Here is a 24043-nt window from a genome sequence, read left to right as displayed (position 1 = left end):
AATTGCCCCGCCCACTGGCGCGGGGCATGATGCGCGCATGAATCCGATCACACCGTCGAGCGCACCGTCGACCAGCGACCAGCCCATGGTGGTCAACTGCATCGCCTACCGAAAGGACGGCAGCCGGATCGGCGACGTCACCATCGACGCGATCAGCGACGTGCTGGCCGAACCGGACACCTTCGTCTGGGTCGGCCTGTACGAGCCGGACGAAGAGCTGCTGGAAAAGATCCAGGACGAATTCGGCCTGCACGACCTGGCGATCGAGGACGCGCACGCCGCGCACCAGCGCACCAAGCTGGAGGCCTACGGCGACTCGCTGTTCCTGGTGGTGCAGACCGCGCAGCTGATCGGCGGCGAACTGGCGTTCGGCGAAACGCACATCTTCTTCGGCCCGCGCTACCTGGTCACCGTGCGCCACGGCGCTTCGCAGTCCTACGCGCCGGCGCGGCGCACCTGCGAACACGCGCCGGAGCTGCTGGCGAACGGCCCCAGCTACGGGCTGTACGGCGTATTAGATTTCATCGTCGACAACCTGCTGCCGATCGTGCGCGACTTCCGCGAGGAAGTGCACCAGCTGGAACACGACATCTTCGGCGAGACGTTCAAGAGCAGCACGATACGCCGCCTGTACGACATGCAGCGTGACCTGATGACGCTGCGCCTGGCAGTCGCGCCGCTGCAGGACATCATCAACCAGCTGATCCGGCTGCACCCGAACCTGATACCCGACGAACTGCACGTGTATTTCCGCGACGTCTACGACCACGCCTTCCGCGTCAACGAGGCGATCGGCGCCATGCGCGAGATGCTCACCGCCGCGATCAACGTGAACCTCTCCCTGGTCAGCCTGCGCCAGAACGAGGTGATGAAGAAGCTCGCCGGCTGGGCCGCCATGCTCGCCGCGCCGACCCTGCTCACCAGTTGGTACGGCATGAACTTCGCCCACATGCCCGAGCTCAGCCGCCCATGGGCCTACCCCGCAATCATCGTGGTGATGGCCAGCATCGTCAGCGGTATCTACATCGGACTCAAGCGCGCGCGGTGGCTGTAGCCCGGGGGCGCGCCTGCCGGCGTGGCCAGCCGGTTGTCGCTGCCGCCGGGAACGGTCACCATGTCGGCTGGTTTTTCCCGCACCCGATGACCGATGAACGACTCCGCCAGCCGCATCCCCGCCGACGCCAACGCCCCGGTGGAAACCCTGCATGAAGGCCGCTGGCTGAGCCTGCGCAGGCGCGGCCGCTGGGAGTACGCCGAACGCAACAACCCTGGCGGCGCGGTGATCATCCTGGCGGTGACGCCCGCGGACAAGGTGCTGTTCGTCGAGCAGTACCGCGTGTCGATCCTGCAGAACACCATCGAGATGCCGGCCGGCCTGGTCGGCGACCTGGCTGGACAAGCCTACGAAAGCGCGCTGCTGGCCGCCCAGCGCGAACTGGAGGAAGAAACCGGCTGGCGCTGCCAGCGGGTGGAATTCGTCCATCGCGGTCCGTCGTCATCGGGCATGAGCACCGAGATGATCACCTTCGTGCGCGCATGGGAACTGGAAAAAGTCGGTCCCGGCGGCGGCGACGAAACCGAGAACATCGTGGTGCACGAGGTCCCGCGCCGCGAGGCGGGCGCCTGGCTGTTCGCGCGCGCCGCCGAGGGCTATTCGATCGACCCGAAATTGTTCGCCGGGTTGTGGTTCATCGAGCACCCCGACCGGTAACGACCCGACAAGGTCCCCGGTCGGCGCACCGCCCGTATCCCGCCCTTCTCGACCCACCACCGCGCAACACGCGGCGGGTTGCCGTGCACCGCCCGGCACGAACCGGACTTCATGGCGAGCCTAAAGATTCCGGCGTGCCGGCCGACTCTGAGGATGTGGACCTTTGTCGCTCCCCGGCCGGTCCCTACCTGGCTTCCCTGGACCTACGGATTCGTGCCCATGAAAACGCTGCTTCTCTCCGCCTCGCTGCTCTTCCTCCCGCTGGCCGCCCACGCCGCCTGCGCGCCCACCGATTTCGCCATCAAGGATGTCAAGCTGTCCGCCAATGGTGCCGGGGGAACGACCCGACTCGTCCTCAGCGGCGAACTGGTGAACAACTGCGCCGAGCCGGCCGCCGCGCAGATCAATATCGATGTCAAGGACGCCAGCGGCAAGGTGATCCAGAGCAAGCAGGGATGGCCGGCCGGCACCACCAACATCGCCCCTGGTGCGACAGCGAGGTTCGACTTCGGCAAGCGTTTCCGCTACCAGTCGGACATGGCCGCCTATACGGTCTCCGTGATTTCCGTGCGCGCCTGGTAGACCCGACGATACTGCGACTGCCGCAACAAGAAGGCCCCGCACGGGGCCTTTTTGCTGTCTGGCTTGCGAGGCCCTGGCGGCCCGTCAACCCCGCGGAGCTTTCAATGCAGGACGAACAACTTGTCGAAGCCGGCCACGCGCAGCGTATTGCGCAATTCGTTGCCGGCATTGACGATGCGGATCTCGGCGCGATCGGCGCCGGCATGCTCGCGCAGCAGCAGCAGCATGCCCAGCGCCGAGCTGTCCATGCTGGTCACCTCGCCCAGATCGATGACATAGCTGCGGGCCGCCTTGCCGCTGTCCAGGCAGGCCTCATGGAAATCTCGATGGATGCTGAAGTCGAAGCGCTGGCCCAGTTGCAGGGTCAGGCAATCGTGTTCGCTGTCGTGATGGACGATCATGCTGTGCTCCTCAAAACAATTCGATCTCGCCGGCGTCCATCGAGCTCTGCAAGGCCGGACCGCGTGAGCGCAGGCGTGCCTTTTCGCGCTGGACCGCCAGCCGGCTGCGCACCCGTTGGGCGCGTCCTGCCAGCGCATCGGCGTCGATCGGGCCGCAGGCCAGTTCCTCGATGTCGCGCGTGCACTCGCCCACGACCTCCTGCAGCTCGACCAGCCGGGTGCGGGTCTGCCGCAGCAGCTGGCTGAGGATGTCCTCGAACTGCAGCGAGCGGATGGTGGTGGAAACGTCGCTGCCCAGGCCGCGATTGATCTCGACCACCTGGTCGGCGACCGCGCTGGTGCGTGCGTCGCTCTCGGTGACGTGGGCCATCATCGCGTCGATGCCGCCCTTGGCCGACAGCGCCACGTTGAGGTCCTGCGACGCCATCGCGCCGACCAGGCCGCGCAACTGCTCCATCGCCGCGCGGGCGCGCTCGACGTGGCTGCCGATCTGTTCGTTGAACTGGTTGGAGTTGCTGGCCAGGCTGCGGATTTCGCCCGCCACCACGGCGAAGCCGCGGCCGGACTCGCCTGCACGGGCCGCCTCGATCGCGGCGTTGAGCGCCAGCAGGTTGGTTTCCTCGGCGATCGTGCTGACGTTCTTCAGCAGGCCGAACACCGCGTCCATCTCCTTCGCCATGCCGTCGATGCGGTAGACGATGCGCAGGCTTTCGCGCGACATCTGCACGACCATGCCCACGAAATGCTGCAACAAGTCGCTGGTGCGGGCGGCAAAGTCCTGTACCGACACGCCGCCGTTCTGCACGTCGATGATCTGCTTCAGCAGCGACTGCTGCAGTCCCGTCTTGTGCGACAAACCGTCGAACCCGCCGCCCAGCTCGGACACCGCATCGCGCAACAGGTCGAGTCCCTGGTGCAGCTCGCGGGTGGCATGGCCGAGTTCGTCGACCAGTGCGCCACGCACATCCTCCAGCGCCTCGCGCACGGGAGCGTTGTTGCCGGGCAAGGCCACCGGTGCAGCGATCGGCGGCCGGCGCCGGCTCTCGACGATCCATACCGCGGTGAGCACGACGATCAGCAACGGCGCCAGCCATGTCGGATGCCACAGCAGCGCCAGCAAAAGCGCGAGCGTACTGGCGATCCAGCCGTAGAGCGGATGGGTGGCGACGATCCGGGCAATGTGAGATAGGACAGCCATGAGCCGATATCCGAGGTCAGGTGCGTGAAACACCGTCGTGGGGTTGGCGCGCCAGTGCAAGCAGGCGTGCGGCAATGTGGTCAAGCGGCAGCATCTCTGCGGCCGCACCGAGTTTCCAGGCAGCACCGGGCATGCCCCATACCACCGAACTGGCCTCGTCCTGCACCAGCGTCGCGGCGCCGGCCTGTTTCAGTTCGAGCAGGCCGCGCGCGCCGTCGTCGCCCATGCCGGTCAGCAGCACGGCGATGGTGCCCACGCCGGCGCTGGCCGCCATCGAGCGGAACAGCACGTCCACGCTGGGCTTGTGCCGGTTGACCGGCGGGCCATCGTGCAGCCGGCATACGTACTTGGCGCCGTCCCACATCACCAGCAAATGGTGGCTGCCTGGCGCGATGTAGGCATGGCCGGTCTGGATCGGCTGTCCGTCCTGCGCCTCGCAGACCCGCATCGCCGAACAGCGGTTCATCCGCTCCGCGAACGGGCCGCTGAAAGCCTCGGGAATGTGCTGGGTCACCAGGATCGGCGGTGCATCGGGCGGCATCGATTCCAGCACCACGCGCACCGCCTCGGTGCCGCCGGTCGAGGCGCCGATAACGATGATCGGACTGCCTCCGCGGCTGCCCGAGGTCTGCACCCGTGGCAACACCGCATCCGCCGACAGGCGCGGGGGCACGTCCAGCCTGCGCACCACCGTACGTGCACGCGGCTTGGCCTTGGCAGCCAGCTTCACCTTGGCGCAGATCTCCTGCGCACTCTGACCGAAGCTGTTGGCCAGGTCGCTGCTTGGCTTGGCCAGAAAATCCACCGCGCCAAGCTCCAGCGCGCGCAAGGTCACTTCGGCACCCTGCACCGTCAGCGACGACACCATCACCACCGGCATCGGCCGCAGCCGCATCAGGTTTTCCAGAAACGTCAGGCCATCCATGTGCGGCATCTCGACGTCCAGCGTCAATACGTCCGGATTGAGCAGCTTGATCTTCTCGCGCGCGATCAGCGGATCGGCCGCGGTGCCGACCACCTCGATCGCCGGATCGCAGGCAAGCATCGTCGTCATCAGCTTGCGCACCAACGCCGAATCGTCAACCACCAGAACACGCACTCTTTCCATTGCCATCCATCTCGTTGCCATGAAGCTCAAGCCGCGTCGCAATCGACGGCGGCCTCGCCGGTTTTCCGCGATGAAGCCGCCACTAGAAAAGCTCGACCTCACCCTTTATCGGGTCATTTGCCAAACGCTTGAGGTAGCCGGGCTCATCGGCCACCAACTGCACATCGTCGTGGCGACGCAACAGCCGCACGCGTGCGCGGCCGCTGTTGGGAAAAAATTGCACCTGCCGCGGATACACGTCGCCGAGATCCGACGCACACAGATTCAGTTTTTCGGTGGCGATGTAGTGCTGCACGAAATCGATATTGCGCTGGCCGATGTCGGTCAGCTGCGCCAGCACCCGGCCACCGCCGAATATCTTGACCTGCAGGTCGGCGCGCTGGCCGCCGGCGACAAGGATGGCGTTGATCAGCTGTTCCATCGCATCGCTGCCGTAGCGCGCCGCGCGGCTCGCAGTGGCGGTCCAGCTGTCGCGCTCGCCGCGCGGCTCCGGCAGCATGAAATGATTCATGCCGCCGATGCCGCGGCGCGCATCGTGGATGCACGCCGATACGCAGGAGCCGAGTACGGTGGTAACCAGCTCATTCTGCGTGCTGACGTAGAACTCGCCGGGCAGCACTTTCACCGTCATGCATGCCTGCGCCGGATCCCAGTACCGCCGCAAATGCTCGAAGCCCGGCAGCACCGCTGAGGGATCGGCCGAGGGTTTGCGGCGATCGGCCAGCAGAGTCATCCGCCGATCTTCCGGTGGACCGTGCGGCCGATGAGCTCGAACTGGTCGTTGACGCCGTGCAGCGATTCGGAGTGGCCGAGAAACAGATAACCACCCACCGGCAGCAACTCGGCGTAGCGGCGAAACAGCCGCTGCTTGGTCGGCTGGTCGAAATAGATCACCACGTTGCGGCAGAAGATCGCGTCGAACGGACCGCGCATCGGCCACGGGTGCAGCAGGTTCAGCGGCTCGATGGTGACCAGCTCGCGCAGGCGCGGATGCACACACGCCAGCCCGTCATACTCGCCCTCGCCGCGCAGCATCCAGCGCCGGCAGCGCTCCGCGCTGATGCCGGCGAGGCGCTCCAGCGGATACACGCCCTTGCGTGCGGTTTCCAACGCCTGCGGCGACAGGTCAGTGGCCAGGATTCTGGCGTCCACCTTGCTACCGCTCTGCTCGATCGCCTCGGCCAGCACCATCGCCAGCGCGTAGGGCTCTTCGCCGGTGGAGCAGCCCGCCGACCAGATCCGCAGGCGATCGCCCTCACGGCGTTTTTCGTGCAGCCAGCGCGGCAGCAGCTCGTTGACCAGCAGATCGTAATGGTGCACTTCGCGGAAGAACGCCGTCACGTTGGTGCTGATGGCGCTGGCCAGCTCGCCCAGCTCGCTGTATGGATCGCGCCGCAGCAAATCGCAATAGCTGGCGAAGTTCGACAGGCCCAGTGCGCGCAGTCGGCGCAGCAGTCGGCCCTGCATCAGCTGATGCTTGTGCTCGCCCAGTGCGATGCCGCAATGCTCCAGCACGAAGGCCCGCAGGTATTCGAACTCGGCCTTCCCCAACAGCGGGCCGGCGCTGGCCATCGCGATAGTGTTGTCATCGAGCACGCCGGACACCGCATTCACTTCAGAACTCCTTCCACACACCGGTTGCGCTGGCGGGTTCGACGGGCGCGCGCGCCGGGCGGATGGCTGCCGGCGCGGTGTTGCGCACGGCGGCGAACACCGCCTCGGCCTCAGCCGCCACGGTCTGCGCCCGCGTGGGCGCGGCTGACGCAACGGATGTGGCGCCGTCGTCGCTGAGCTGGAAGAAGCCCACCTGACGGGTCAGCTCACCCGCCTGTTCATGCATGGCGCGGGCGGCGGCCGCAGCCTCCTCGACCAGCGCGGCATTCTGCTGGGTCATCTCATCCATCTGCATCACGGCGTTGTTGACCTGATCGATGCCGGCGGACTGTTCCTGGCTGGCAGCAGCGATCTCGGCCACGATGTCGGTGACTTTTTTCACGCTCTCGACGATCTCCGCCAGCGCCTTGCCCGACTGGTTCACCAGCTCCGAGCCGCTGCGCACTTTTTCCGCGCTGTCGTTGATCAGCGCCTTGATCTCCTTCGCGGCGCCGGCACTGCGCTGGGCCAGGCTGCGCACCTCGGTGGCCACCACGGCAAAGCCGCGGCCCTGTTCGCCGGCACGAGCCGCTTCCACGGCCGCGTTCAGCGCCAGCAGGTTGGTCTGGAAGGCGATCTCCTGGATCAGCCCCACGATGTCGGCGATCTTGCCGCTGGACGCATTGATTTCGCTCATCGCGATGATCGCCCTGCCGGCCACCTCGCCACCGCGCTCGGCCTGTTCGCGGGCACCGCGGGCAAGCTGGTTGGCGTGGCTGGCGTTCTCGGCATTCTGCTTGACGGTCGAGGTCATCTGCTCCATCGACGAGGCGGTTTCCTCCAGGCTGGAGGCCTGCTCCTGGGTGCGCTGGCTGAGATCGTCGTTGCCGTGCGCAATCTGCTGTGCTGCCGTGCTGACTGCATCGGAGCCGCGTCGAACTTCACCGACGGTGAGGGTGAGCCGGTCGTCCATCATCCGGAACGCTTCCAGCAGGCGCCCCAGTTCGTCCTTGCGATGGGTGACGATGTGGTGTCCCAACTGGCCCTGCGAGATGGCGTTCGCCACCAGCACCGCACGGTTGAGGGTGCCGACGATCGAGCGGATCAGGAAGAACGCCATCAGCACGGCCAGCAGCATGCCGGCGCCGAGCGCGCCGAACGTCATCAGGCGGATGCGCTGGTAGCTGCTCAGGGCCGATTCGTACTGCTGCCGGCTTTCGTCGACCTGCATGGCGATGAGCTTGTTCATCTCCGCGCTCATGATCGTCACGTTCGGCAGCACGTCGGAGTAAAGCAGCGCATTGGCGCCGTCGTCGGCCTGGTTCAGCGCATCGGTGATCTCGGTCATCGACGAGGCCACGTCGCCGCGGGCGCTCTCGAACGCACTCCACTGCTTCTTGACCGCCGGCGACATCGTGCCCGCACCCAGTTTCTTCAGCAGCGCCGCATCCGCCACGCCAGCCTTGGCCACCTCCGCGAGCTTCTGCTGGACGATCGCCTTGTCGTCCTTGTGGAAGGCCGCCTCGCTCAGCGAGATGAAACTGTTCAGCGATCCGCGCGCCACCTCGTTGATGCTGGTCAGCGGAATCAATTCATCCTGGTAGATCAGGCGTGCACTTTCGTTCGCCCTGGCCATGCCACCCAGTCCGATCCAGGCGCCTACCAGCAACATCACGCACAACAGGCCGAGCACGCCGATCAGGCGCATCTTGACGGTCAGCGTGGTCAGCCGAACCAGGTAAGCCTTCAAATTCTTCATCTTCATCTCGATTTCCCGGGTCAGGCGGCGACTTCAACGTCCTGGACGGCCGGCAAGGCCGCGTCCAGTGTTTCCACGTCCTCTGGACGCATCAGTTTTTCCACGTCCAGCAGCATCACCATGCGTTCGACGTGGGTGGCAAGCCCTTTCAGATAGCGGGTGTCCACTACCGCGCCCATGTCGGGCACCGGCTTGATCGCCGCCGGGTCGATGTCGACCACGTCGGATACCGCATCCACCACGATGCCGAACAGCCGCTCGGCGATGGCGACGATGATCACCACGGTGTCGTCGCCGTAGCTTTCGCGCTGCAGGCCGAAGCGCAGGCGCAGATCCATGATCGGCACGATCGCGCCACGCAGGTTCAGCACGCCCAGCACGTAATCCGGCGTCTGCGGAATGCGGGTGACGCGCGACCAGCTGCGGATCTCGCGTACGACCAGGATGTCCACGCCGTACTCTTCGTCGGCCAGGCTGAAGGTGAGTTGCTGCAACGGCGGTGCCGCGGCCCGTTTGTCTTCGTACATGGGATCTTCGTACATGGGCGTAACCTCGTGACGGACGTCTGCGCGCCCTGCTGCCTTGTCTGTGTCGGCGCAAGCGCCGGGAACTTGAGTGCCGCGCGCGTTCGGTCAGGCTGATTAGGCTGCCTTTCTGTGCTGCCCCAGCCGCACCACGCCGCCCACATCGACGATCAGCGCGACCGAGCCGTCGCTGAGGATGGTCGCGCCGGAGATGCCCTGCACGCGCCGGTAATGCGCCTCCAGCGACTTGACGACCGCCTGCTGCTGGCCGAGAAGGTCGTCGACCAGCAGGCCCACGCGCCGACCGTCTTCCTCGATCACCACCACGATGCCGCGTTCGATGTCGGTGACCGCATCGCTGCAGGCGAACGCGCGGTGCAGCCGCATGATCGGCAGGTATTCGTCGCGGAAGTGGAACACCTCGCCGCCGCCGGCGATCTTGCGCACCGCATCGGCACGCAGGCGCAGCGACTCGACGATCGAAGTCAGCGGCACGATGTAACGTTCGTGGCCCACGGCCGTGACCAGGCCGTCGATGATCGCCAGGGTCAGCGGCAAGGTGATCGTGAACGTGCTGCCCTTGCCGGACGCGCTGCGCACGCCGACGCTGCCGCCCAGATCGCGCACGTTGCGGCGCACGACGTCCATGCCCACGCCGCGGCCGGAAAGGTCGGTGGCCTGGGCGGCAGTCGAAAAGCCCGGCTGGAAAATGAGTTCGGCCACCTCGGCGTCGCTGAGCTCCTGCCCTGCGGCGACCAGGCCGCGCTGCTGCGCCTTGGCCACGATCGCGGCATGGTTGAGCCCGGCGCCGTCATCGCTGATCTGCACCACGATGTTGCCGCCTTCGTGGTACGCGTTGAGCTTGAGCGTGCCGGTTTCGGGTTTGCCGGCGGCCTTGCGTTGCGCCGGCGACTCCAGGCCGTGGTCGATCGCGTTGCGCACCAGATGCACCAGCGGGTCGCCGATTTTCTCCAGCACCGTCTTGTCCAGCTCGGTGTGCTCGCCGTGCAGCTCCAGCCTGACCCGCTTGTCGAGCTTGCGCTCCAGGTCGTGCACCAGGCGCGGAAAGCGGTTGAACACGGAGGCGATCGGCAGCATGCGGATGCGCATGACGCTCTCCTGCAGTTCGCGCGTGGCGCGTTCGAGCTGCACCAGCCCGTCGCGCAACCGGCCCAGCTGGGACAGTTCGAATTTTTCGCCGATGTCGCTGAGCATCGACTGGGTGATCACCAGTTCGCCCATCATGTTGATCAGCGCATCGACCTTGTCGATGCCCACGCGGATCGAGCTGCCTTCACTGGAGGCGGTGGCTGTCTCGCGGATCGGTCGCGACGCGGATGCGGCGGGCGGCACGGGAGCATCCGAAGTCAGCGGCACCGCGTCGGCCGCGGCAGGCTCGACCATCGGCGCGATAGTCAGTTCGCAATCGCCGTCGAGCCAGTCGAATACCGCGTCGACGTCGCCGCGCGCGACGGCGCCATGCAGGTGCAACTCCCAGCCCAGGTGGCACTGGCTCGGGTCGAGTTCGGCCAGCTGCGCCGGCGCGCTGTCGGTGATGAACGCGCGCACGACCTCCAGGCGACCCAGTTGCTGCAGTTCGCGAAACAGCCGCAGCGGATCGTTGCCGGTCTGCAGCAGGTGCGGTAACGCGGTGAACGCAATGTTCCACCCGCTCACCGGTGCAACCAGCGACGCGGCAGCAACTGCCGGCGCGGCAATCTCGCCGCTGACCAGCTGCACCAGCTCGACGCGCAGCGCCTCGCTCTCGGCATCGGCCACCGGCTGGCCCAGGCTCGACCGCTCCAGCATCGCGCGCATGCAGTCGACCGAGCGCAGCAACACCTCGATCAATCCAGAGTCCACCGCGCGCCGCTCGCTGCGCACTTCCTCCAGCAGCGATTCGGCGACATGGGTGAACGCGGCCACGTCGGCGAAGCCGAACGTCGCCGCGCCGCCCTTGATGGAATGCGCGGCGCGAAAGATGGTATGCACCAGCTCGTGGTCGGTCGAGCCCGAATCCAGCGCCAGCAGCGCGGCCTCCATCGCGTCGAGCCCTTCCCGACTCTCCTCGAAGAATGTCTTGTGGAACTGAGTCAGGTCGACCGCGCTCATGACGCTCCTTAACCCAGCACGCGCTTGACGGTGGCCAGCAGCTGCTCCGGATCGAACGGCTTGACCAGCCAGCCGGTGGCGCCGGCCGCCTTGCCTTCCATCTTCTTCTCGGTGTGCGACTCGGTGGTCAGCATCAGGATCGGCACGCCCTTGTAGGCATCCATCGCGCGCAACTCGCGCACCATCGCGATGCCGTCCATCACCGGCATGTTGACGTCGGCCAGCACCAGGTCGAACGAACTGCCGCGCGCGACGTCCAGCGCCAACTGCCCGTTTTCGGCTTCGGCCACCTCGTGCCCGGCGCCGCGCAGGGTGAACGCCACCATGCCGCGCATCGAAACCGAATCGTCTACTGCAAGAATCTTTGCCATGCTGCCACCTCGTTCAGGCCAGCCCTGCGGCCGGCAGTTCCAGTATTTGTGCCAAGCCGAGCAGGCCTGCCGCCTCGTTGATAGCCTCGCTTGCGCCGCGCCAGCCCAGCCTGCCGCCGCGCGCCTGAAGTTCGCGCCGGAACAGCACCAGCAATTGCAGGGCCGCGGTGTCGGCACGCTCCACCTGGCTGCCGTCCAGCACCACGATGGCGCCTTTCTCCAGCACACCCAGCAGTTCCGCCTTCAGCGCGGCCTGGGCGGCGATGCGGCAATCCGCCGGAAGCACCACCACGGCCGCGCCGTCCGCCACCAGCTGCTGTCCGTCATCTTTCTGCTTCGCCGCCCGTTTGCCGGCCATGCCGCCACTCCACTCGCGCTACTGCGCTGACGAGGACTTATCGGCCACGGGCGCGATCGCTTTAGGGCGTCGTGGCGCGATCTGCCGCCGCAGGCGCCGCGCGCCCGGCGCCGGCCTCGGCTCAAGTTCGCCTGCGCGCGGCCGATGTCCTTCAGGACGAACCCATTCGCACACACGGCGCCGGCGTGCAGGAACCGACTTGATCATCCAACCGACCAGCCTGGCCGCCCTCACCTGGGCCGGTGCCGCCTCCGGCACCACCGCGCCAAGCTGGCGCATCGGCACCGTGCTGTCGGCGCGGCCCCTGGGCGTGAACCCGCAAGGCCTGCTGGTCTTGCAGATCGGCGCCCTCACCGTGGAAGCGGACGTGCCTGGCAGCCAGTTGCCGGCGCAGTTCCAGGTCCGCGTATTGAGCCTGGGCGCGCAACCGCAACTGGAGGTGCTGTCGCTTCCCGCCGACCCGACATTCCAGCGCGTGCTGCGCGAGCGCCTGCCCCAGCAGAACGGCTATGCGCCCTTGCTGGCCACGCTGGGCGCGCTGGCCCAGCGGCCGGTATTGCGCCAGTTGCCGCCGGACCTGCGCACGGCGCTGGCCTTGCTCGAGCAGTCGCTGCGCACGCCCGCCGAGATCACCCGCGGCGAAGGTCTGCGCGAAGCCATCAGTCGCAGCGGCCTGTTCTTCGAATCCAGGCTGGCCAGTCCGCACGCCAATCTGGTGGCACTGGCCGAGGACGACTGGAAAGGTGCGCTGCTGCGCCTGGCCGGCTTGCTCGACCGGCGTGCCACGGCGCCGCCGGCGCCGGGCCGCAGCGACGCCGCGCCGCCGCTGCTGCAACGCGGCGTGCAGGCGCAGCCGCGCCTGCCGCTGCCGCTGGCGCCCGCCGACGACGGCGTGGATCCGCTGCTGGATCGCCTGCATGGCGACGTGAAAGCGGCGCTGGCGCGGGTGGAGGTGGCCCAACTGGAGGCCAGCACCCAGCCGCTGCCGGCGTGGATGATCGAGATTCCGCTGCAGGGAGAGGACGGGCGCGACGTACTGCAACTCCAGCTGGAGTTCGCCGCCGACCTCGCCGACGGCACCCACGGCTGGACGCTCGGCTTCGCACTGGATCTGCCTGCCCTGGGCCCGGTGCAGGGCGAGCTGCAATTGCGCGAGCCGCGGCTGGCGGTACGCCTGTGGGCCGAACAGGCGGAGACCGCACAGCGGATGGAGCGCCAGTTCGGTCCGCTGCGCCAGCGGCTCGCCGCCTGCGGCATCCTGCTCGACCAGTTGAGTTGCCAGGTCGGCTTGCCGCAGCCGCAGGGCCGGCACAGCTCCGTGCTGCTGCAGGCCACTGCATGAATACGCCCCCGCCTCCGCGTCGGGTCAGCCTGCGGCTGGCCAGCGGCAATCATGCGCAGATCAAGGCGATGCCGCCCGAGTCGCTGGAAGTCCTGCTGGCGCGCGCACAGGCACTGGGCCTGCCGCTGCATCACGATCCCCAGATCGCCGCCTTGCTGGCATCGCTGCGGTTGCGCGACGACGTGCCTGTGCTGCTCTACGCGGCTGCCGCCTCGGTGCTGGCCGCCGTCTACGACGCGGCCGAGGAGTGACTGGCCGGGGGGCCAGCCGGCCACCGCGCCGCACCCGCATTTCAGGGATTGGCCGGATGCATCTGCAGGACCAGCCTCGCCTCGTCGCGCGACAAGCCGCAGCGGCTGACCAGTTGTTCCACGTCGGCGCCTTCGCGCGCCAGTTGCTGGGCCAGTTCGTAGGATTGCCGGGTCGGCGGCGGTTGCTGCTCGAGCCGGCCCACCTGACGCTCCAGCCGTCCCAGCGCCGTCACCAGCATCGAAGTCGGCACGTCGGTACCGGCATGGATGGCGTCGTGCGACAGTGCGGCAACCTGCCGTTGCAACTCGCGCAACTGCCGCCAGCCATGGAACAGCAGCGCCGACTGCGCCAGCGCCAGCAACAGCAGGATGCCCACGCCGGCCTCAAGCCACATGGCCGCTCCCATCGTCCACCCGGCACAGCCGGCGGACATCGAGCAAGGCCACGAAGCCACCTTGCCAGGCCAGCACGCCGCTGACCGGGTCGTCGTCGCGGCTGGCCCGTCCCGGCGGCGGCGGCGCGATGTCGATGCCGTCGCTGCACAGCAGTTCGCCGACCGCGTCCACCAGCAGGCCAACCCGCTGGCCGGCGTGCGACAGCATCACCACGCGGGCCGTGACCGGATTCGCCGCCGGCAGCGCCGGCAGGCCCAGCCGGCAGCGGCCGTCCATGACCGGCACGATGCGCCCGCGCAGATGCCGCACGCCCAGCAGGTCGGGGGCGGCACCCGGCACCGGCGTGAGGTCGCCATCGCGGATGACTTCGCTGACATTGTCCAGCGGCGCCGCGTACAGTTGCGTCCCGATACGGAACGACAGCCAGTGCCGGGGGCGTGCTTCGGGCGCGGCGGCGGCGGCATTCATGCGTTTACTCCATGGTCGGCGGATGCGGTCATCGGTTTCACTTGCTCGAGTTGGTACGGTGAGCCGCCCCACCGGCGTGCCCGGCGACGACATCGGGCAGCGCGGGATTTTCGGCGCCGCCGGCCACCTGGGCCGGCGTGCCGCTGCTGCCACTGCTGACGCGCACCGTGGGCATCATCTCGACGGCCGGTGCCGGCGAGGCCGCCAGTCCGGTCACCTCATCGACGTGCTCGGGCGTGGTGTGATCGCGCGGCGCGGCCGGGCGATCGCTCATCACCACCACCAGCACGCGCCGGTTCTGGTTGCGGCCTTCCACGGTGGCGTTGTCGGCGATCGGGCGCATTTCGCCCCAGCCGATGATGCCGAGCCGCGCGGGGGCGATTCCGGTCATGGAGAACAGGCGCGCCACGCTGGCCGCGCGCGCCGCCGACAGTTCCCAGTTCGACGGATACAACGCGTTGCTGATCGGCACATCGTCGGTGAAACCCTCCACCCGCAGCGGGTTGGCGAAGCGGGCCAGGATCGCCGCCAGGTCGCGCAGCACCGCATTGGCCGGCTCCGACAGCTGCGCCACGCCGCTGGGGAACAGGATGTCGGTGCGGATCTCGATCTCCAGCCAGTCCGGCTTGTGCCGCACCACCACCAGCTTGCGGTCGATCAGCGGCTGCAGCGCCTTGCGCACCTGGTCCTCGATGCGCCCCAGGTTTTCCTGCTGCTTCGACTGGCGGCCCGCCTCGCGGCCGGTGCCGCCGCTCGCCGGCACCGGATGCGGCGGGATCGGCACCGCGATCGGCACGATCGACGAACCCGACTGGCCGGCCGGCGCGGCGATCGCCGGGGCGATGTTGTGCGGCCGGATCCGCGTCGGCGGCAGCGGCGCGATGGCGTGGCTGGAGCCGTTGAACGCCTCGATCAGCGATTCGGACATCACCCGGAACTTGCCTTCGTTGACCACCGAGACCGCATACATCACCACGAAGAACGCGAGCAGCAAGGTCATCAGGTCGGCATAGGGGATCGCCCAGGCCTCGTGATTGATGTGTTCCTCGTGCTTGTGCCTTCTCATGCCACGTAACCTTGCAGGCGCGCTTCGATCTGCCGCGGGTTGTCGCCCTGGGCGATCGACACCAGGCCCTCGATCAGGATCTCGCGCATCTGCGTCTGCTTGTGGATCAGGCCCTTCAGCCGCGCCGCCATCGGCAGCATGAACAGGTTGGCCAGCGCCACGCCGTAGATGGTGGCCACGAAGGCGGCGGCGATGCCGTGGCCGAGCTTGCTCGGATCGGCCAGGTTCTGCATCACCGCCATCAGCCCCATCACGGCGCCGATGATGCCCAGCGTGGGCGAGTAGATGCCGGCCATCTCGTACACCTTGGCGCCGGCCAGGTCGATCGACTCGCGGGTTTCCAGGTCCACCTCCAGCACGCTGCGGATCGCCTCCGGCTCGCCGCCGTCGACCAGCAGTTGCAGACCCTTGCTGACGAACGGGTCGACCTCCGCCTCGATCTGCGGCTCCAGCCCGAGCAGGCCCTGCCGGCGCGAGATCTCGCTCCAGCCGACGATCCGGCTGATCAGGTCGCTCGGCCTGTGCTGGGGCGGCCGGTAGACCATCGAGAGCATCTTGAACGCATGCTTGAGCACCTTGCCCTGGGTCTGCACCAGCAGGGCCGCGGCCGTGCCGGCAAAGACGATCACGAACGCCGCCGCGTTCCACAGCGCACCCACGGTGGAGCCCTTCAGAACGGTGCCGACGATGATCACCACGAAGGCCAGAATGGTGCCGATGATGCTTACCAGATCCATGGCGGTCAGCCGGTCAGTTGCAGTGAAGTGGAAAGTTGCCCGGCATCGCTGGCCAGGCCGGCCAGGTCCATCACCAGCGCCAGCCGGCCATCGCCGGTGACGGTGGCCCCGGCGATGCCAGGCACGCCGTCGAACAGGGGACCGAGCGGCTTGACGATGACGTCCTCGCGACCGAGCACCTCATGCACCAGGCAGCCCAGCCGCTGGTGGCCGATGTGCAGCACCGCCACGTGGCGGCCGGCGGCCGCCACCGCGCCGGCCCAGCCGACCAGGTTGACCAGCGGCAGGGCGCGGCCGCGGTGCCGGGCGACCAGGCGGCCGTCCAGCAGGGAGTCCTGGCCGTCGTCGAGTTCGAACACCTCCTCCACGTTGCACATCGGCAGCGCGAGCAGGCGCATGTCCACGCGCACCATCAGCACGCGCAACACCGCCAGGGTCAGCGGCACGGTCAGTTCCAGCTCGCTGCCACCACCCAGGCTCGAGTGCACCTGCAAGGTGCCGCCGAGCTCGGCCACGCGCGTCTTCACCACGTCCATGCCGACCCCGCGGCCGGAGATGTCGGAAACCGCCGCGGCGGTGCTGAAGCCGGGGCGGAAGATCAATTCGTAGCATTCGCCTTCGCTCAGCCGCGAGGCCTGCACGGCATCGATCACCCCTTTCTCCACCGCCTTGCGGCGCAGGATGTCCGGGTCCATGCCGCGGCCGTCGTCGCTCACCGCGATCACGATGCGCTCGCCGCGCTGGCTGGCCGACAGGCATACCCGACCCTTGCGCGGCTTGCCCGCAAGCTCGCGCTCGCCAGGCATCTCCACGCCGTGATCGAGCGCGTTGCGCAGCAGGTGGATCAGCGGATCGGCCAGCGCCTCGACCAGGCTGCGATCGAGGTCGGTGCCCTCGCCTTCCAGCACCAGCTCCACTTCCTTGCCGAGCTGGCGTGCCAGGTCGCGCACGATCCGCGGGAAGCGCTGGAACAGCCGGCCCACCGGCTGCATGCGCATGCCCATGACGGCGGTCTGCAATTCGTCGGTGACCCGGTCCAGCTCGTTGGCCGCAGCGACCAGGGCCTCGCTGCCGTTGCGTGCGGCCAGGCTGAGCAGGCGATTGCGCACCAGCACCAGTTCGCCGGCATGGTTGACCAGAACGTCCAGGCGCGCGGTATCGACCCGCACGGTGTTCTCTACCGGTGCCGCCTGATGCGTCGCCGCGGCGGCGGCAGGTTTCGCCGCAGCCGTTTCGGCCACCGCTGCCGGCGCCATCGTGGCTGCCGCGGCCGGCTGCTCGGCCTTGCCGTGCAAGGCGTCCAGCAAGGCCTCGAATTCGTCGTCGTCGATCGTCGCGGACGTGGCCGGCAACGGTGCCGGCGTAACGGTGCCCGGAGCGGCGCTGCCGTACATGCTGTCCAGCAGGGCCTCGAACTCGCTGTCGTCGATCGCGCCACCATCCGCCGACGGCGCCGGAGCGGCCGCTGGCACGACGACCGGGGCCGGCCGGGTTCCCGGCAACAGCGATTCCAGCAGCGCCGCCGGCGGCACGCCCAGCGGCGCCCCGGCGCTCACCGCCGCCATCATGTCGTTGAGCAGGTCGAGCGCCTCGAGCAACGCATCCATGTGGATGGCGCCGAGTACCACCTTGCCGTTGCGGGCCTCGTTGAGCAGGTCCTCGGCGTGGTGGCACAGCAACACCATCGGTTCGAGCGCCAGGAACCCGGCGCCGCCCTTGACGGTGTGGAAGGCGCGGAACACCGCATTCAGCAGTTCGCCATCACCCGGCGCCGCTTCCAGCCCGACCAGCTGCTCGCCCAGTCGCTGCAGCAGTTCACCCGCCTCGACCAGGAAATCCTGGCGCAGCTCGCTGTCGAATTCCGCATTCATCCCCAGGTTCTCGTCAAAACCCGAATTCGCTGAGCAGGCGGTCGGCATCTTCCTGGCTGGACACCTTGACCGCGCTGGCCGGCGCCTCGCTGCCGGCCAGTGCGCCGGTCAGGCGCACCAGCTCCAGCAGCGACGATTCGACCGTGCCGATGAAGCTGGCGACCTTCTTGATGCGCTGTCCGGTCAGGTCCTGCCACGACTGCGCCAGCACCATGTCGGCGAGGCCGTCGCGGCAGCTGCCGGCGAACGCCACGGCCTCGCGCGCCAGTACGGCGGCGGCATCGTTGCCGTTCGTCCACTCGAGCACCTGGCCGGCATTGCGCGTCAGCGATTCGGCCTGGGGCCGCATGCGCTCGGCGAAATCGAGGCTGCGATGCGCGGCCTGCGCGCTCATCTCCAATGCATCCTGCAGATGCTGGCGCGCGTCGGCCACGATGCCGGGCACGCCTTCCTGGGTCAGTTCGCCGCCGAGCCGGCGCACCGCGTCGTGCAGGTCGCGGGCCAGCTGGCCGAGCGCACGGAACAGGCGCTGTTCGCGCTGGCGCACCATCACGTCCAGCGCCTGCTCGAACGCCGGGCCGTCGGGACTGTTCAGCAGTTCGCGCAGTTCGGTCGGCAGCGTATCGTCGATGGCGAGGGGGGAAGAGAGATTCATGCGCTGACTCCGCTGGCGGCGATCCGTTCGAAGATCTTGGTGAGCTTTTCCTTGAGGGTGACCGCGGTGAACGGCTTGACGATGTAGCCGTTCACGCCGGCCTGCGCGGCGGCGATGATCTGGTCGCGGTTGTTCTCGGCCGTGACCATCAGCACCGGCAGGCCTTTCAGCGAGTCTTCCGCGCGGATCGCGCGCAGCAGGTCGATGCCGGTCATGTTGGGCATGTTCCAGTCGGTCACCACCAGGTCGAACGGCTGGCTGCGCAGCAGCACCAGCGCGTTCTCGCCGTCGTCGGCCTCCTGGATCAGCGGGTTGCTGAAACCCAGCTCGACCAGCAGGTTGCGGACGATCCGCCGCATGGTGGAAAAATCGTCCACCACCAGGATTTTCATGTTCTTGTCCAAACGCTTTCTCCACGTGCGGTACAGGCCGAGGTCCGGCCGCGGGGATTCAATGGGTTACTGGATCAACTGCGCCAGCCGGTGAGCCGTGCGCGAAGCCGGATGACCGCCTGTCCATGGATCTGGCAGACGCGCGACTCGCTCACGCCGAGCACGGCGCCGATCTCCTTGAGGTTCAATTCCTGTTCGTAATACAGCGACATCACCATCTGCTCGCGCTCGGGCAGGCCGCCGATCGCCTCGGCCAGCGCCTCGCGCATGCCGTCGCGCTCGATGTTCTCCGATGGCCCCAGGCTGCCTTCGTCGACCACGTCGAGCACCGTGCTTTCCTCGCCGTCATCTGACGCGGTGAGGCTGAGCAGGCGCACGCAGGCCGCGTCGGCGAGCACCTGGTGGTACTCCTCCGCGCTGATGCCCAGCCGACGCATGACTTCGGCGTCGTCGGCCTCGGCGCCGGTCTCGGTCTCGATCTGGCGGATCACCTCGGCCACTTCGCGGGTCTTGCGATGCACCGAACGCGGGGTCCAGTCGGTGCGGCGCAATTCGTCCAGCATGGCGCCACGAATGCGGATGCCCGCATACGTCTCGAAGCTGGCCCCGCGATCGAGGGCGAAGTGACGTGCCGCCTCCAGCAAACCGATCATTCCTGCCTGGATCAGGTCGCCCACGTCGACACTGGCCGGCAATCGCCCCATCAGGTGATAGGCGATCCTCCGGACCAACGGCGCGTGCCGACGCACCAGTTCGTCGGCACTCTCGCGGGAAAGTTGCAGATATTCCGAAGCCACGCTCATCTCGGCACCCCACCCACCGGTGTTGTCCGGCCACCAAAAAAAGCAATCCGGTCGAGACCCGCGCGGTCGGGCTCCACCCACTTATCGACCGCACCCGCCAATTGCTTGAATGCCAGCGCGGAATGACTCGACGGCCACAGGTCGACGACCGCGCACTGTCGGCGAATGGCCTGGCGCAGGCGCTCGTCGTGCGGCACCCAGCCGCCGAACTCGATCACCACGTCAAGGAAACGGTCGCTGACCCGCGCCAGCTTCTGATGCAACGCCCGCGCGTCGCCCTCGTTGCGCACCATGTTGGCGACCATGCGGATGCGCCGCACGCCGAAATCGCGGCTGAGCACCTTGGTCAGGCCGTAGGCATCGGTCAGCGACGCCGGTTCGTCGCACACCACCACGATCACCTCGGCGGCGGCCGCGGCGAACATCGTCACGTTGTCCGAGAGGCCGGCGGCGGTATCCACCAGCAGGTATTCGGGCGGCTGCACCAGTTCGTCGAACGCGCGGATGATCGCCGCGTGCTCGCCGTTGTCCAGCTGCGCCAGCCGGCGCGCGCCGGAACCGGCCGGCACTACCCGCAGGCCGCGCGGCGCGGGCAGCATCAATTCTTCCAACGTGCACTCGCCGTCAAGCAGGTGACCCACGTGGCGCGACGGCGTGAGGCCCAGCATCACGTCGACGTTGGCCAGACCCATGTCGGCATCCAGCAGCACCACGTCATGTCCGGCCATCGACAGCGACATGCCCAGGTTCACCGCCACCGTGCTCTTGCCGACGCCGCCCTTGCCGCCGGCCACGGCGATGGTGCGGCAATGCCGGCGGGTGGCAGGTGCGGCGGCCAGCAGGCTGCTGGCCTGGTGGGCGGACGGCACGTCCGCCGCGGGCCGGCTGCTCATGGCCGACAACATCTGCTTCAGCCCGAAAGCCTGGTCCATTGCCAATACTCCACTCATGCGCTTGCCACCGCGAAGCCGAAGCGCTCGGCCATCAGGCCGTCGTCAGGTATCTGGCTTTTCAGCGACTGCGCGGCGCGGCATACCAGCACGCGCGCATCCGCCGTGGCGATGTCCTCGGGCACGCGCTGGCCGTCGGTGGTGTAGTCCAGCGGCAGCCGGTGGCGGATCAGCACCGACAACGCGCCGCCCAGCGCCGGGGCTTCGTCCAGCTTGGTCAGGATGCAGGCGTGCGGCTTCAGCGGCAGGTACGCGCGCACCGCTTCGTCCAGCGCCTGCGACTGCGCGTTCGCCGCCAATACCAGGCAGGCACGCAGGCCGCTGGCATCGGCCAGAATTTCCAGTTGCTGGGTGAGCCGCGGATCACTGCCGGCGACGCCGGCGGTATCGATCAGCACGGTATGGCTGCCGCGCAACATCTCCAGCACCTTGCGCAGGCTTGCCGCGTCGTAGGCCGGATAGACCCGCGCGCCGAGCAGCCGGCCGTAATGTTCCAGCTGCGCGGCGGCACCGATGCGGTAGTGATCGGTGCTGACCAGCGCCACCCGGTCGGCGCCATGGCGCATGACCGCGCGGGCCGCCAGCTTGGCGATGGTGGTGGTCTTGCCCACGCCGGTCGGCCCCACCAGCGCGATGACCCCGCTGTCGTCGCCGCACAGGTCGCGGCCGCTCACCGTCAGGCTGCGGCTGAGCATGCCCAGCGGCAGGTAGCGCGCCTGTTCGGCACTGATCTGGTCGGGCAGCTCGGCCACCAGCGCCCGCGCCACGTCGGCTTCGATGCCCAGCCGCGTCATCTCGCGCAGCACCCGCGCGCGCAGCGGCTGACGCCGCTCCATGTCGTTCCAGGCCAGGCTGGACAACTGCATTTCCAGCATCTCGCGCAGGCTGCCCAGTTCGCTGCGCATCTGCGCTGTGTCCTGCGCGGCCTGTTCCACCAGCGGACGCATCGCCGGCATGTCGTTCGCCGGGGACAACGGCGGCGGCACGGCCACGGCGACGGGCGGGCGCGCCAGGAGCGCGGCGGGCGCCGTCTCCGCGACGCGCGGTTTCGATGCCGCCTCCGCTTCGACGAGCGCCGCCGCAAGCGGTGCGCCGTGCCGGGCCGCCTCGCGCACCAGCGATTCGTCGTAGTCGATCGCGGCAACCACCTCGATGCCTTCATCCAGCCGGCGCGTGGACAGGATCACCGCTTCCGGCCCCTGCTCCTCGCGCACCTCGCGCATCGCCTGGCGCATGTCCGGCGCCACGAAACGTTTGATCTTCATTGCTTGCTCCGCGCGGGGCTTTTCATCGACCCAATGCCTGTACCAGTCGCACCCGACGGTTGTCGGGCACTTCGTTGTAAGCGAGTACGTGCAGGTTCTGTGCCACGTGGCGGGTGAAGCGTGCGAGCCATGGCCGCAGCAGCGGCGCGACCAGCAGCACCGCCGGTTCCCCGCTCAATTCCTGCCGGCGCGCAGCCTCGGCCACGCTCTGTTGCAGACGGTCGGCCAAGCCCGGTTCCACCGCAGCGCCGGCCACGCCACCGCCGCCGGACAGCGAGCCCAGCAGGATCTGTTCGAGCTCGGGCGCCAGCGTGATCACCGGCACCTCGGTACCCAGCCCGGTGATCTCCTGCACGATCTGCCGGCCCAGCGCGACGCGTACGGCGGCGGTCAGAACGCCGGGATCCTGACTCTGCCCGGCGTGCTCCGCCAAGGATTCGACGATGCTGCGCATGTTGCGGATCGGCACCCGCTCGGCCAGCAGGTTCTGCAGCACCTTGACCACCACGCCGAGCGACAGCCGCTTGGGTACCAGGTCCTCGACCAGCTTCGGCGCCGTGGCGGCGAGCCGGTCCAGCAATTGCTGCACGTCCTGGTGGCTGAGCAGCTCGTGCGCGTGGCCCTGCAGGATGTGCGACAGGTGCGTGGCGATCACCGTGGCCGGGTCGACCACGGTGTAGCCGTAACTCTGCGCCAGCTCGCGCTGGCCGCTTTCGATCCACACCGCCTCCAGCCCGAACGCCGGGTCCTGCGTGGCAATGCCCTGCAGGGTGCCGTGGACCTGGCCCGGGTTGATCGCCATCAGGCGCTCGTTGTGCACCTCGGCCTCGCCCATCGGCACGCCCATCAGGGTGATCCGGTAGGTGTTCGGGCCCAGGTCGAGGTTGTCGCGGATGTGCACCGCCGGCACCAGGAAGCCCAGTTCCTGCGACAGCTTGCGGCGCACCGACTTGATCCGTCCCATCAGCTCGCCGCCCTGGTGCACGTCGACCAGCGGGATCAGCCGGTAGCCCACTTCCAGACCCAGCGGATCGACGCTGGCCACGTCCTCCCAGCCCAGCTCCAGGCGCTCGGTCGGCGTAGTGGCGACCGGTTTCTCGGCGATCGACTCCGCCAGTTTGGCGCGGGTATCGCGCTCGCGCTTGAGCAGCATCCACGCCGCGCCGCCGCAGCTGGCGCCCAGCAGCAGGAACGCCACGTTCGGCATGCCGGGGATCACCCCCATCACGATCAGCACCACTGCCGCCACGCCGAGCGCACGCGGCTGGCCGAACACCTGGCCGATCACCTGCTTGCCCATGTCCTGCGACTTCGACACGCGGGTCACGATGATCGCCGCGGCCACCGACAGCATCAGCGCCGGCACCTGCGCCACCAGGCCGTCGCCGATGGTCAGCAGGGTATAGGTCTTGGCCGCTTCGCCGGCGGACAGGCCGTGCTGCATCACGCCGACGAAGAAGCCGCCGACGATGTTGATGATCAGGATCAGGATGCCGGCGGTGGCATCGCCGCGCACGAATTTCGAGGCGCCGTCCATCGAGCCGTAGAAGTCCGCTTCCTCGCGCACTTCCTGGCGCCGCTCGCGCGCCTGCTCCTGGGTCAGCAGGCCGGCGTTGAGGTCGGCGTCAATCGCCATCTGCTTGCCGGGCATCGCATCCAGGGTGAACCGCGCGGTCACTTCCGACACGCGGGTGGCGCCCTTGGTGACCACCACGAAGTTGATGATGGTGATGATCGCGAACACCACCAGGCCGACCGCGAAATTGCCGCCGATGACGAATTCGCCGAACGCCTCGATCACCTTGCCCGCGGCGCCGGGGCCGTCATGGCCGTGCAGCAGCACGACGCGGGTGGAGGCGATGTTCAGCGCGAGGCGCAGCAGGGTGGCCATCAGCACCACGGTGGGGAACGCGGCGAACTCCAACGGGCGCATCACGTAGACCACCGCCAGCAGGATCACCAGCGACAGCGCGATGTTGAAGCTGAACAGCATGTCGAGCAGGAACGGCGGCAGCGGCAACATCAGCATCGCCAGCATCACCAGCATCATCACCGGTGCGCCAACGCCACGTCGCGCCAGGTGTTTGAAGTTGCCCAGTACGTCTGCACCCGTCATGGATTTGACTCGTC

26 protein-coding genes are annotated in these 24043 nt (G+C 68.0%); 5 read left to right on the top strand and 21 right to left on the bottom strand.

Annotated features, from left to right (window positions below):
- The first annotated feature begins 37 nt into the window (after positions 1 to 37).
- The 3 genes from corA (at position 38) to ABIE04_RS16440 (ending at position 2293) form a co-directional block, all read left to right on the top strand.
- The gene (corA, locus tag ABIE04_RS16450) at positions 38 to 1054 is read left to right on the top strand and encodes a magnesium/cobalt transporter CorA (RefSeq protein ID WP_354552670.1); all 1017 of its coding nucleotides are present in this window, start codon (positions 38 to 40) and stop codon (positions 1052 to 1054) included.
- 93 nt (positions 1055 to 1147) lie between these two features.
- Complete coding sequence (locus ABIE04_RS16445; RefSeq protein WP_354552668.1) at positions 1148 to 1711, top strand: NUDIX hydrolase; 564 nt, start codon at positions 1148 to 1150, stop codon at positions 1709 to 1711.
- Between the two features lie 219 nt (positions 1712 to 1930).
- Positions 1931 to 2293: a hypothetical protein gene (locus tag ABIE04_RS16440; protein ID WP_354552666.1), complete on the top strand. Its 363-nt coding sequence runs from the start codon at positions 1931 to 1933 to the stop codon at positions 2291 to 2293.
- A gap of 101 nt (positions 2294 to 2394) precedes the next feature.
- Here ABIE04_RS16440 and ABIE04_RS16435 read toward each other — a convergent pair whose 3' ends face one another.
- The 10 genes from ABIE04_RS16435 to ABIE04_RS16390 form a co-directional block, all read right to left on the bottom strand.
- On the bottom strand, positions 2395 to 2694 hold the full coding sequence (locus tag ABIE04_RS16435) for an STAS domain-containing protein (protein WP_343853012.1): 300 nt from the start codon (positions 2692 to 2694) through the stop codon (positions 2395 to 2397).
- Positions 2695 to 2704: 10 nt separating this feature from the next.
- Positions 2705 to 3892 (bottom strand): methyl-accepting chemotaxis protein, encoded by a 1188-nt coding sequence (locus tag ABIE04_RS16430; RefSeq protein ID WP_354552663.1) that lies wholly within the window; start codon positions 3890 to 3892, stop codon positions 2705 to 2707.
- A 16-nt stretch (positions 3893 to 3908) separates the two neighbouring features.
- Positions 3909 to 5006: a protein-glutamate methylesterase/protein-glutamine glutaminase gene (locus ABIE04_RS16425; protein ID WP_354552661.1), complete on the bottom strand. Its 1098-nt coding sequence runs from the start codon at positions 5004 to 5006 to the stop codon at positions 3909 to 3911.
- A gap of 76 nt (positions 5007 to 5082) precedes the next feature.
- Positions 5083 to 5733, bottom strand: a complete 651-nt coding sequence (gene cheD, locus ABIE04_RS16420) for a chemoreceptor glutamine deamidase CheD (protein ID WP_354552659.1) — start codon at positions 5731 to 5733, stop codon at positions 5083 to 5085.
- Positions 5730 to 6614 (bottom strand): CheR family methyltransferase, encoded by an 885-nt coding sequence (locus tag ABIE04_RS16415; protein WP_354552657.1) that lies wholly within the window; start codon positions 6612 to 6614, stop codon positions 5730 to 5732. Before ABIE04_RS16415 ends, cheD begins: the two co-directional genes overlap by 4 nt.
- 1 nt (position 6615) lies before the next feature.
- A complete protein-coding gene (locus tag ABIE04_RS16410; protein WP_354552655.1) occupies positions 6616 to 8358 on the bottom strand; it encodes a methyl-accepting chemotaxis protein in 1743 nt (580 codons plus the stop codon).
- Between the two features lie 14 nt (positions 8359 to 8372).
- The gene (locus tag ABIE04_RS16405) at positions 8373 to 8879 is read right to left on the bottom strand and encodes a chemotaxis protein CheW (RefSeq protein ID WP_354552789.1); all 507 of its coding nucleotides are present in this window, start codon (positions 8877 to 8879) and stop codon (positions 8373 to 8375) included.
- A 114-nt stretch (positions 8880 to 8993) separates the two neighbouring features.
- Entirely contained in the window at positions 8994 to 10988 is a 1995-nt protein-coding gene (locus ABIE04_RS16400; RefSeq protein WP_354552653.1) for a chemotaxis protein CheA, read from the bottom strand.
- A gap of 8 nt (positions 10989 to 10996) precedes the next feature.
- On the bottom strand, positions 10997 to 11359 hold the full coding sequence (locus ABIE04_RS16395) for a response regulator (RefSeq protein ID WP_027492089.1): 363 nt from the start codon (positions 11357 to 11359) through the stop codon (positions 10997 to 10999).
- 13 nt (positions 11360 to 11372) lie between these two features.
- Entirely contained in the window at positions 11373 to 11717 is a 345-nt protein-coding gene (locus tag ABIE04_RS16390; RefSeq protein ID WP_354552650.1) for an STAS domain-containing protein, read from the bottom strand.
- A gap of 199 nt (positions 11718 to 11916) precedes the next feature.
- Between ABIE04_RS16390 and ABIE04_RS16385 the strand changes: the two genes are divergently transcribed.
- Together ABIE04_RS16385 and ABIE04_RS16380 are read left to right on the top strand one after the other, a co-directional pair.
- Entirely contained in the window at positions 11917 to 13059 is a 1143-nt protein-coding gene (locus ABIE04_RS16385; RefSeq protein WP_354552647.1) for a flagellar hook-length control protein FliK, read from the top strand.
- A complete protein-coding gene (locus ABIE04_RS16380; protein ID WP_354552645.1) occupies positions 13056 to 13310 on the top strand; it encodes a flagellar biosynthesis protein in 255 nt (84 codons plus the stop codon). Before ABIE04_RS16385 ends, ABIE04_RS16380 begins: the two co-directional genes overlap by 4 nt.
- 41 nt (positions 13311 to 13351) lie before the next feature.
- Here ABIE04_RS16380 and ABIE04_RS16375 read toward each other — a convergent pair whose 3' ends face one another.
- The 11 genes from ABIE04_RS16375 to flhA all read right to left on the bottom strand — a co-directional run bounded on the left by ABIE04_RS16375 (position 13352) and on the right by flhA (position 24029).
- Complete coding sequence (locus tag ABIE04_RS16375) at positions 13352 to 13705, bottom strand: DUF2802 domain-containing protein (RefSeq protein ID WP_354552643.1); 354 nt, start codon at positions 13703 to 13705, stop codon at positions 13352 to 13354.
- On the bottom strand, positions 13695 to 14174 hold the full coding sequence (locus tag ABIE04_RS16370; protein WP_354552641.1) for a chemotaxis protein CheW: 480 nt from the start codon (positions 14172 to 14174) through the stop codon (positions 13695 to 13697). Before ABIE04_RS16370 ends, ABIE04_RS16375 begins: the two co-directional genes overlap by 11 nt.
- A gap of 37 nt (positions 14175 to 14211) precedes the next feature.
- Positions 14212 to 15240 (bottom strand): flagellar motor protein MotD, encoded by a 1029-nt coding sequence (motD, locus tag ABIE04_RS16365; RefSeq protein WP_354552639.1) that lies wholly within the window; start codon positions 15238 to 15240, stop codon positions 14212 to 14214.
- Positions 15237 to 15977: a flagellar motor protein gene (locus ABIE04_RS16360; protein WP_354552637.1), complete on the bottom strand. Its 741-nt coding sequence runs from the start codon at positions 15975 to 15977 to the stop codon at positions 15237 to 15239. Before ABIE04_RS16360 ends, motD begins: the two co-directional genes overlap by 4 nt.
- Positions 15978 to 15982: 5 nt before the next feature.
- On the bottom strand, positions 15983 to 17848 hold the full coding sequence (locus ABIE04_RS16355; RefSeq protein ID WP_354552635.1) for a chemotaxis protein CheA: 1866 nt from the start codon (positions 17846 to 17848) through the stop codon (positions 15983 to 15985).
- Positions 17849 to 17861: 13 nt separating this feature from the next.
- Entirely contained in the window at positions 17862 to 18503 is a 642-nt protein-coding gene (locus ABIE04_RS16350) for a protein phosphatase CheZ (protein WP_354552633.1), read from the bottom strand.
- Positions 18500 to 18907, bottom strand: coding sequence for a chemotaxis response regulator CheY (locus ABIE04_RS16345; RefSeq protein WP_354552631.1), 408 nt, complete (start codon positions 18905 to 18907; stop codon positions 18500 to 18502). Before ABIE04_RS16345 ends, ABIE04_RS16350 begins: the two co-directional genes overlap by 4 nt.
- A gap of 62 nt (positions 18908 to 18969) precedes the next feature.
- Complete coding sequence (locus tag ABIE04_RS16340; RefSeq protein ID WP_354552629.1) at positions 18970 to 19698, bottom strand: RNA polymerase sigma factor FliA; 729 nt, start codon at positions 19696 to 19698, stop codon at positions 18970 to 18972.
- Complete coding sequence (locus ABIE04_RS16335; protein ID WP_354552627.1) at positions 19695 to 20630, bottom strand: MinD/ParA family ATP-binding protein; 936 nt, start codon at positions 20628 to 20630, stop codon at positions 19695 to 19697. Before ABIE04_RS16335 ends, ABIE04_RS16340 begins: the two co-directional genes overlap by 4 nt.
- A 14-nt stretch (positions 20631 to 20644) precedes the next feature.
- Positions 20645 to 21913 carry a flagellar biosynthesis protein FlhF gene (gene flhF, locus ABIE04_RS16330; RefSeq protein WP_354552625.1) on the bottom strand — a complete coding sequence of 423 codons (1269 nt, stop codon included), beginning with the start codon at positions 21911 to 21913 and terminating at the stop codon, positions 20645 to 20647.
- Between the two features lie 22 nt (positions 21914 to 21935).
- Positions 21936 to 24029, bottom strand: coding sequence for a flagellar biosynthesis protein FlhA (gene flhA, locus ABIE04_RS16325; RefSeq protein ID WP_354552623.1), 2094 nt, complete (start codon positions 24027 to 24029; stop codon positions 21936 to 21938).
- Positions 24030 to 24043: the final 14 nt, after the last annotated feature.

Source organism: Rhodanobacter soli (assembly GCF_040548735.1).
In the GTDB taxonomy this organism is placed as follows: Bacteria; Pseudomonadota; Gammaproteobacteria; order Xanthomonadales; family Rhodanobacteraceae; genus Rhodanobacter; species Rhodanobacter soli_A.
This window is presented reverse-complemented; position numbering and strand designations above follow the sequence as displayed.

What these genes read in the sequence shown, in the direction of transcription:
- flhF (WP_354552625.1), bottom strand. Translation starts at nt 21,913, where the DNA reads ATGAAGATCAAACGTTTCGTGGCGCCGGACATGCGCCAGGCGATGCGC.
- cheD (WP_354552659.1), bottom strand. Translation starts at nt 5,733, where the DNA reads ATGACTCTGCTGGCCGATCGCCGCAAACCCTCGGCCGATCCCTCAGCG.
- ABIE04_RS16390 (WP_354552650.1), bottom strand. Translation starts at nt 11,717, where the DNA reads ATGGCCGGCAAACGGGCGGCGAAGCAGAAAGATGACGGACAGCAGCTG.
- ABIE04_RS16370 (WP_354552641.1), bottom strand. Translation starts at nt 14,174, where the DNA reads ATGAATGCCGCCGCCGCCGCGCCCGAAGCACGCCCCCGGCACTGGCTG.
- ABIE04_RS16425 (WP_354552661.1), bottom strand. Translation starts at nt 5,006, where the DNA reads ATGGCAATGGAAAGAGTGCGTGTTCTGGTGGTTGACGATTCGGCGTTG.
- ABIE04_RS16340 (WP_354552629.1), bottom strand. Translation starts at nt 19,698, where the DNA reads ATGAGCGTGGCTTCGGAATATCTGCAACTTTCCCGCGAGAGTGCCGAC.
- ABIE04_RS16380 (WP_354552645.1), top strand. Translation starts at nt 13,056, where the DNA reads ATGAATACGCCCCCGCCTCCGCGTCGGGTCAGCCTGCGGCTGGCCAGC.
- flhA (WP_354552623.1), bottom strand. Translation starts at nt 24,029, where the DNA reads ATGACGGGTGCAGACGTACTGGGCAACTTCAAACACCTGGCGCGACGT.
- ABIE04_RS16435 (WP_343853012.1), bottom strand. Translation starts at nt 2,694, where the DNA reads ATGATCGTCCATCACGACAGCGAACACGATTGCCTGACCCTGCAACTG.
- ABIE04_RS16360 (WP_354552637.1), bottom strand. Translation starts at nt 15,977, where the DNA reads ATGGATCTGGTAAGCATCATCGGCACCATTCTGGCCTTCGTGGTGATC.
- ABIE04_RS16430 (WP_354552663.1), bottom strand. Translation starts at nt 3,892, where the DNA reads ATGGCTGTCCTATCTCACATTGCCCGGATCGTCGCCACCCATCCGCTC.
- ABIE04_RS16350 (WP_354552633.1), bottom strand. Translation starts at nt 18,503, where the DNA reads ATGAATCTCTCTTCCCCCCTCGCCATCGACGATACGCTGCCGACCGAA.
- ABIE04_RS16400 (WP_354552653.1), bottom strand. Translation starts at nt 10,988, where the DNA reads ATGAGCGCGGTCGACCTGACTCAGTTCCACAAGACATTCTTCGAGGAG.
- ABIE04_RS16440 (WP_354552666.1), top strand. Translation starts at nt 1,931, where the DNA reads ATGAAAACGCTGCTTCTCTCCGCCTCGCTGCTCTTCCTCCCGCTGGCC.
- ABIE04_RS16405 (WP_354552789.1), bottom strand. Translation starts at nt 8,879, where the DNA reads ATGTACGAAGACAAACGGGCCGCGGCACCGCCGTTGCAGCAACTCACC.
- ABIE04_RS16445 (WP_354552668.1), top strand. Translation starts at nt 1,148, where the DNA reads ATGAACGACTCCGCCAGCCGCATCCCCGCCGACGCCAACGCCCCGGTG.
- motD (WP_354552639.1), bottom strand. Translation starts at nt 15,240, where the DNA reads ATGAGAAGGCACAAGCACGAGGAACACATCAATCACGAGGCCTGGGCG.
- ABIE04_RS16410 (WP_354552655.1), bottom strand. Translation starts at nt 8,358, where the DNA reads ATGAAGATGAAGAATTTGAAGGCTTACCTGGTTCGGCTGACCACGCTG.
- ABIE04_RS16335 (WP_354552627.1), bottom strand. Translation starts at nt 20,630, where the DNA reads ATGGACCAGGCTTTCGGGCTGAAGCAGATGTTGTCGGCCATGAGCAGC.
- ABIE04_RS16375 (WP_354552643.1), bottom strand. Translation starts at nt 13,705, where the DNA reads ATGTGGCTTGAGGCCGGCGTGGGCATCCTGCTGTTGCTGGCGCTGGCG.
- corA (WP_354552670.1), top strand. Translation starts at nt 38, where the DNA reads ATGAATCCGATCACACCGTCGAGCGCACCGTCGACCAGCGACCAGCCC.
- ABIE04_RS16395 (WP_027492089.1), bottom strand. Translation starts at nt 11,359, where the DNA reads ATGGCAAAGATTCTTGCAGTAGACGATTCGGTTTCGATGCGCGGCATG.
- ABIE04_RS16355 (WP_354552635.1), bottom strand. Translation starts at nt 17,848, where the DNA reads ATGAATGCGGAATTCGACAGCGAGCTGCGCCAGGATTTCCTGGTCGAG.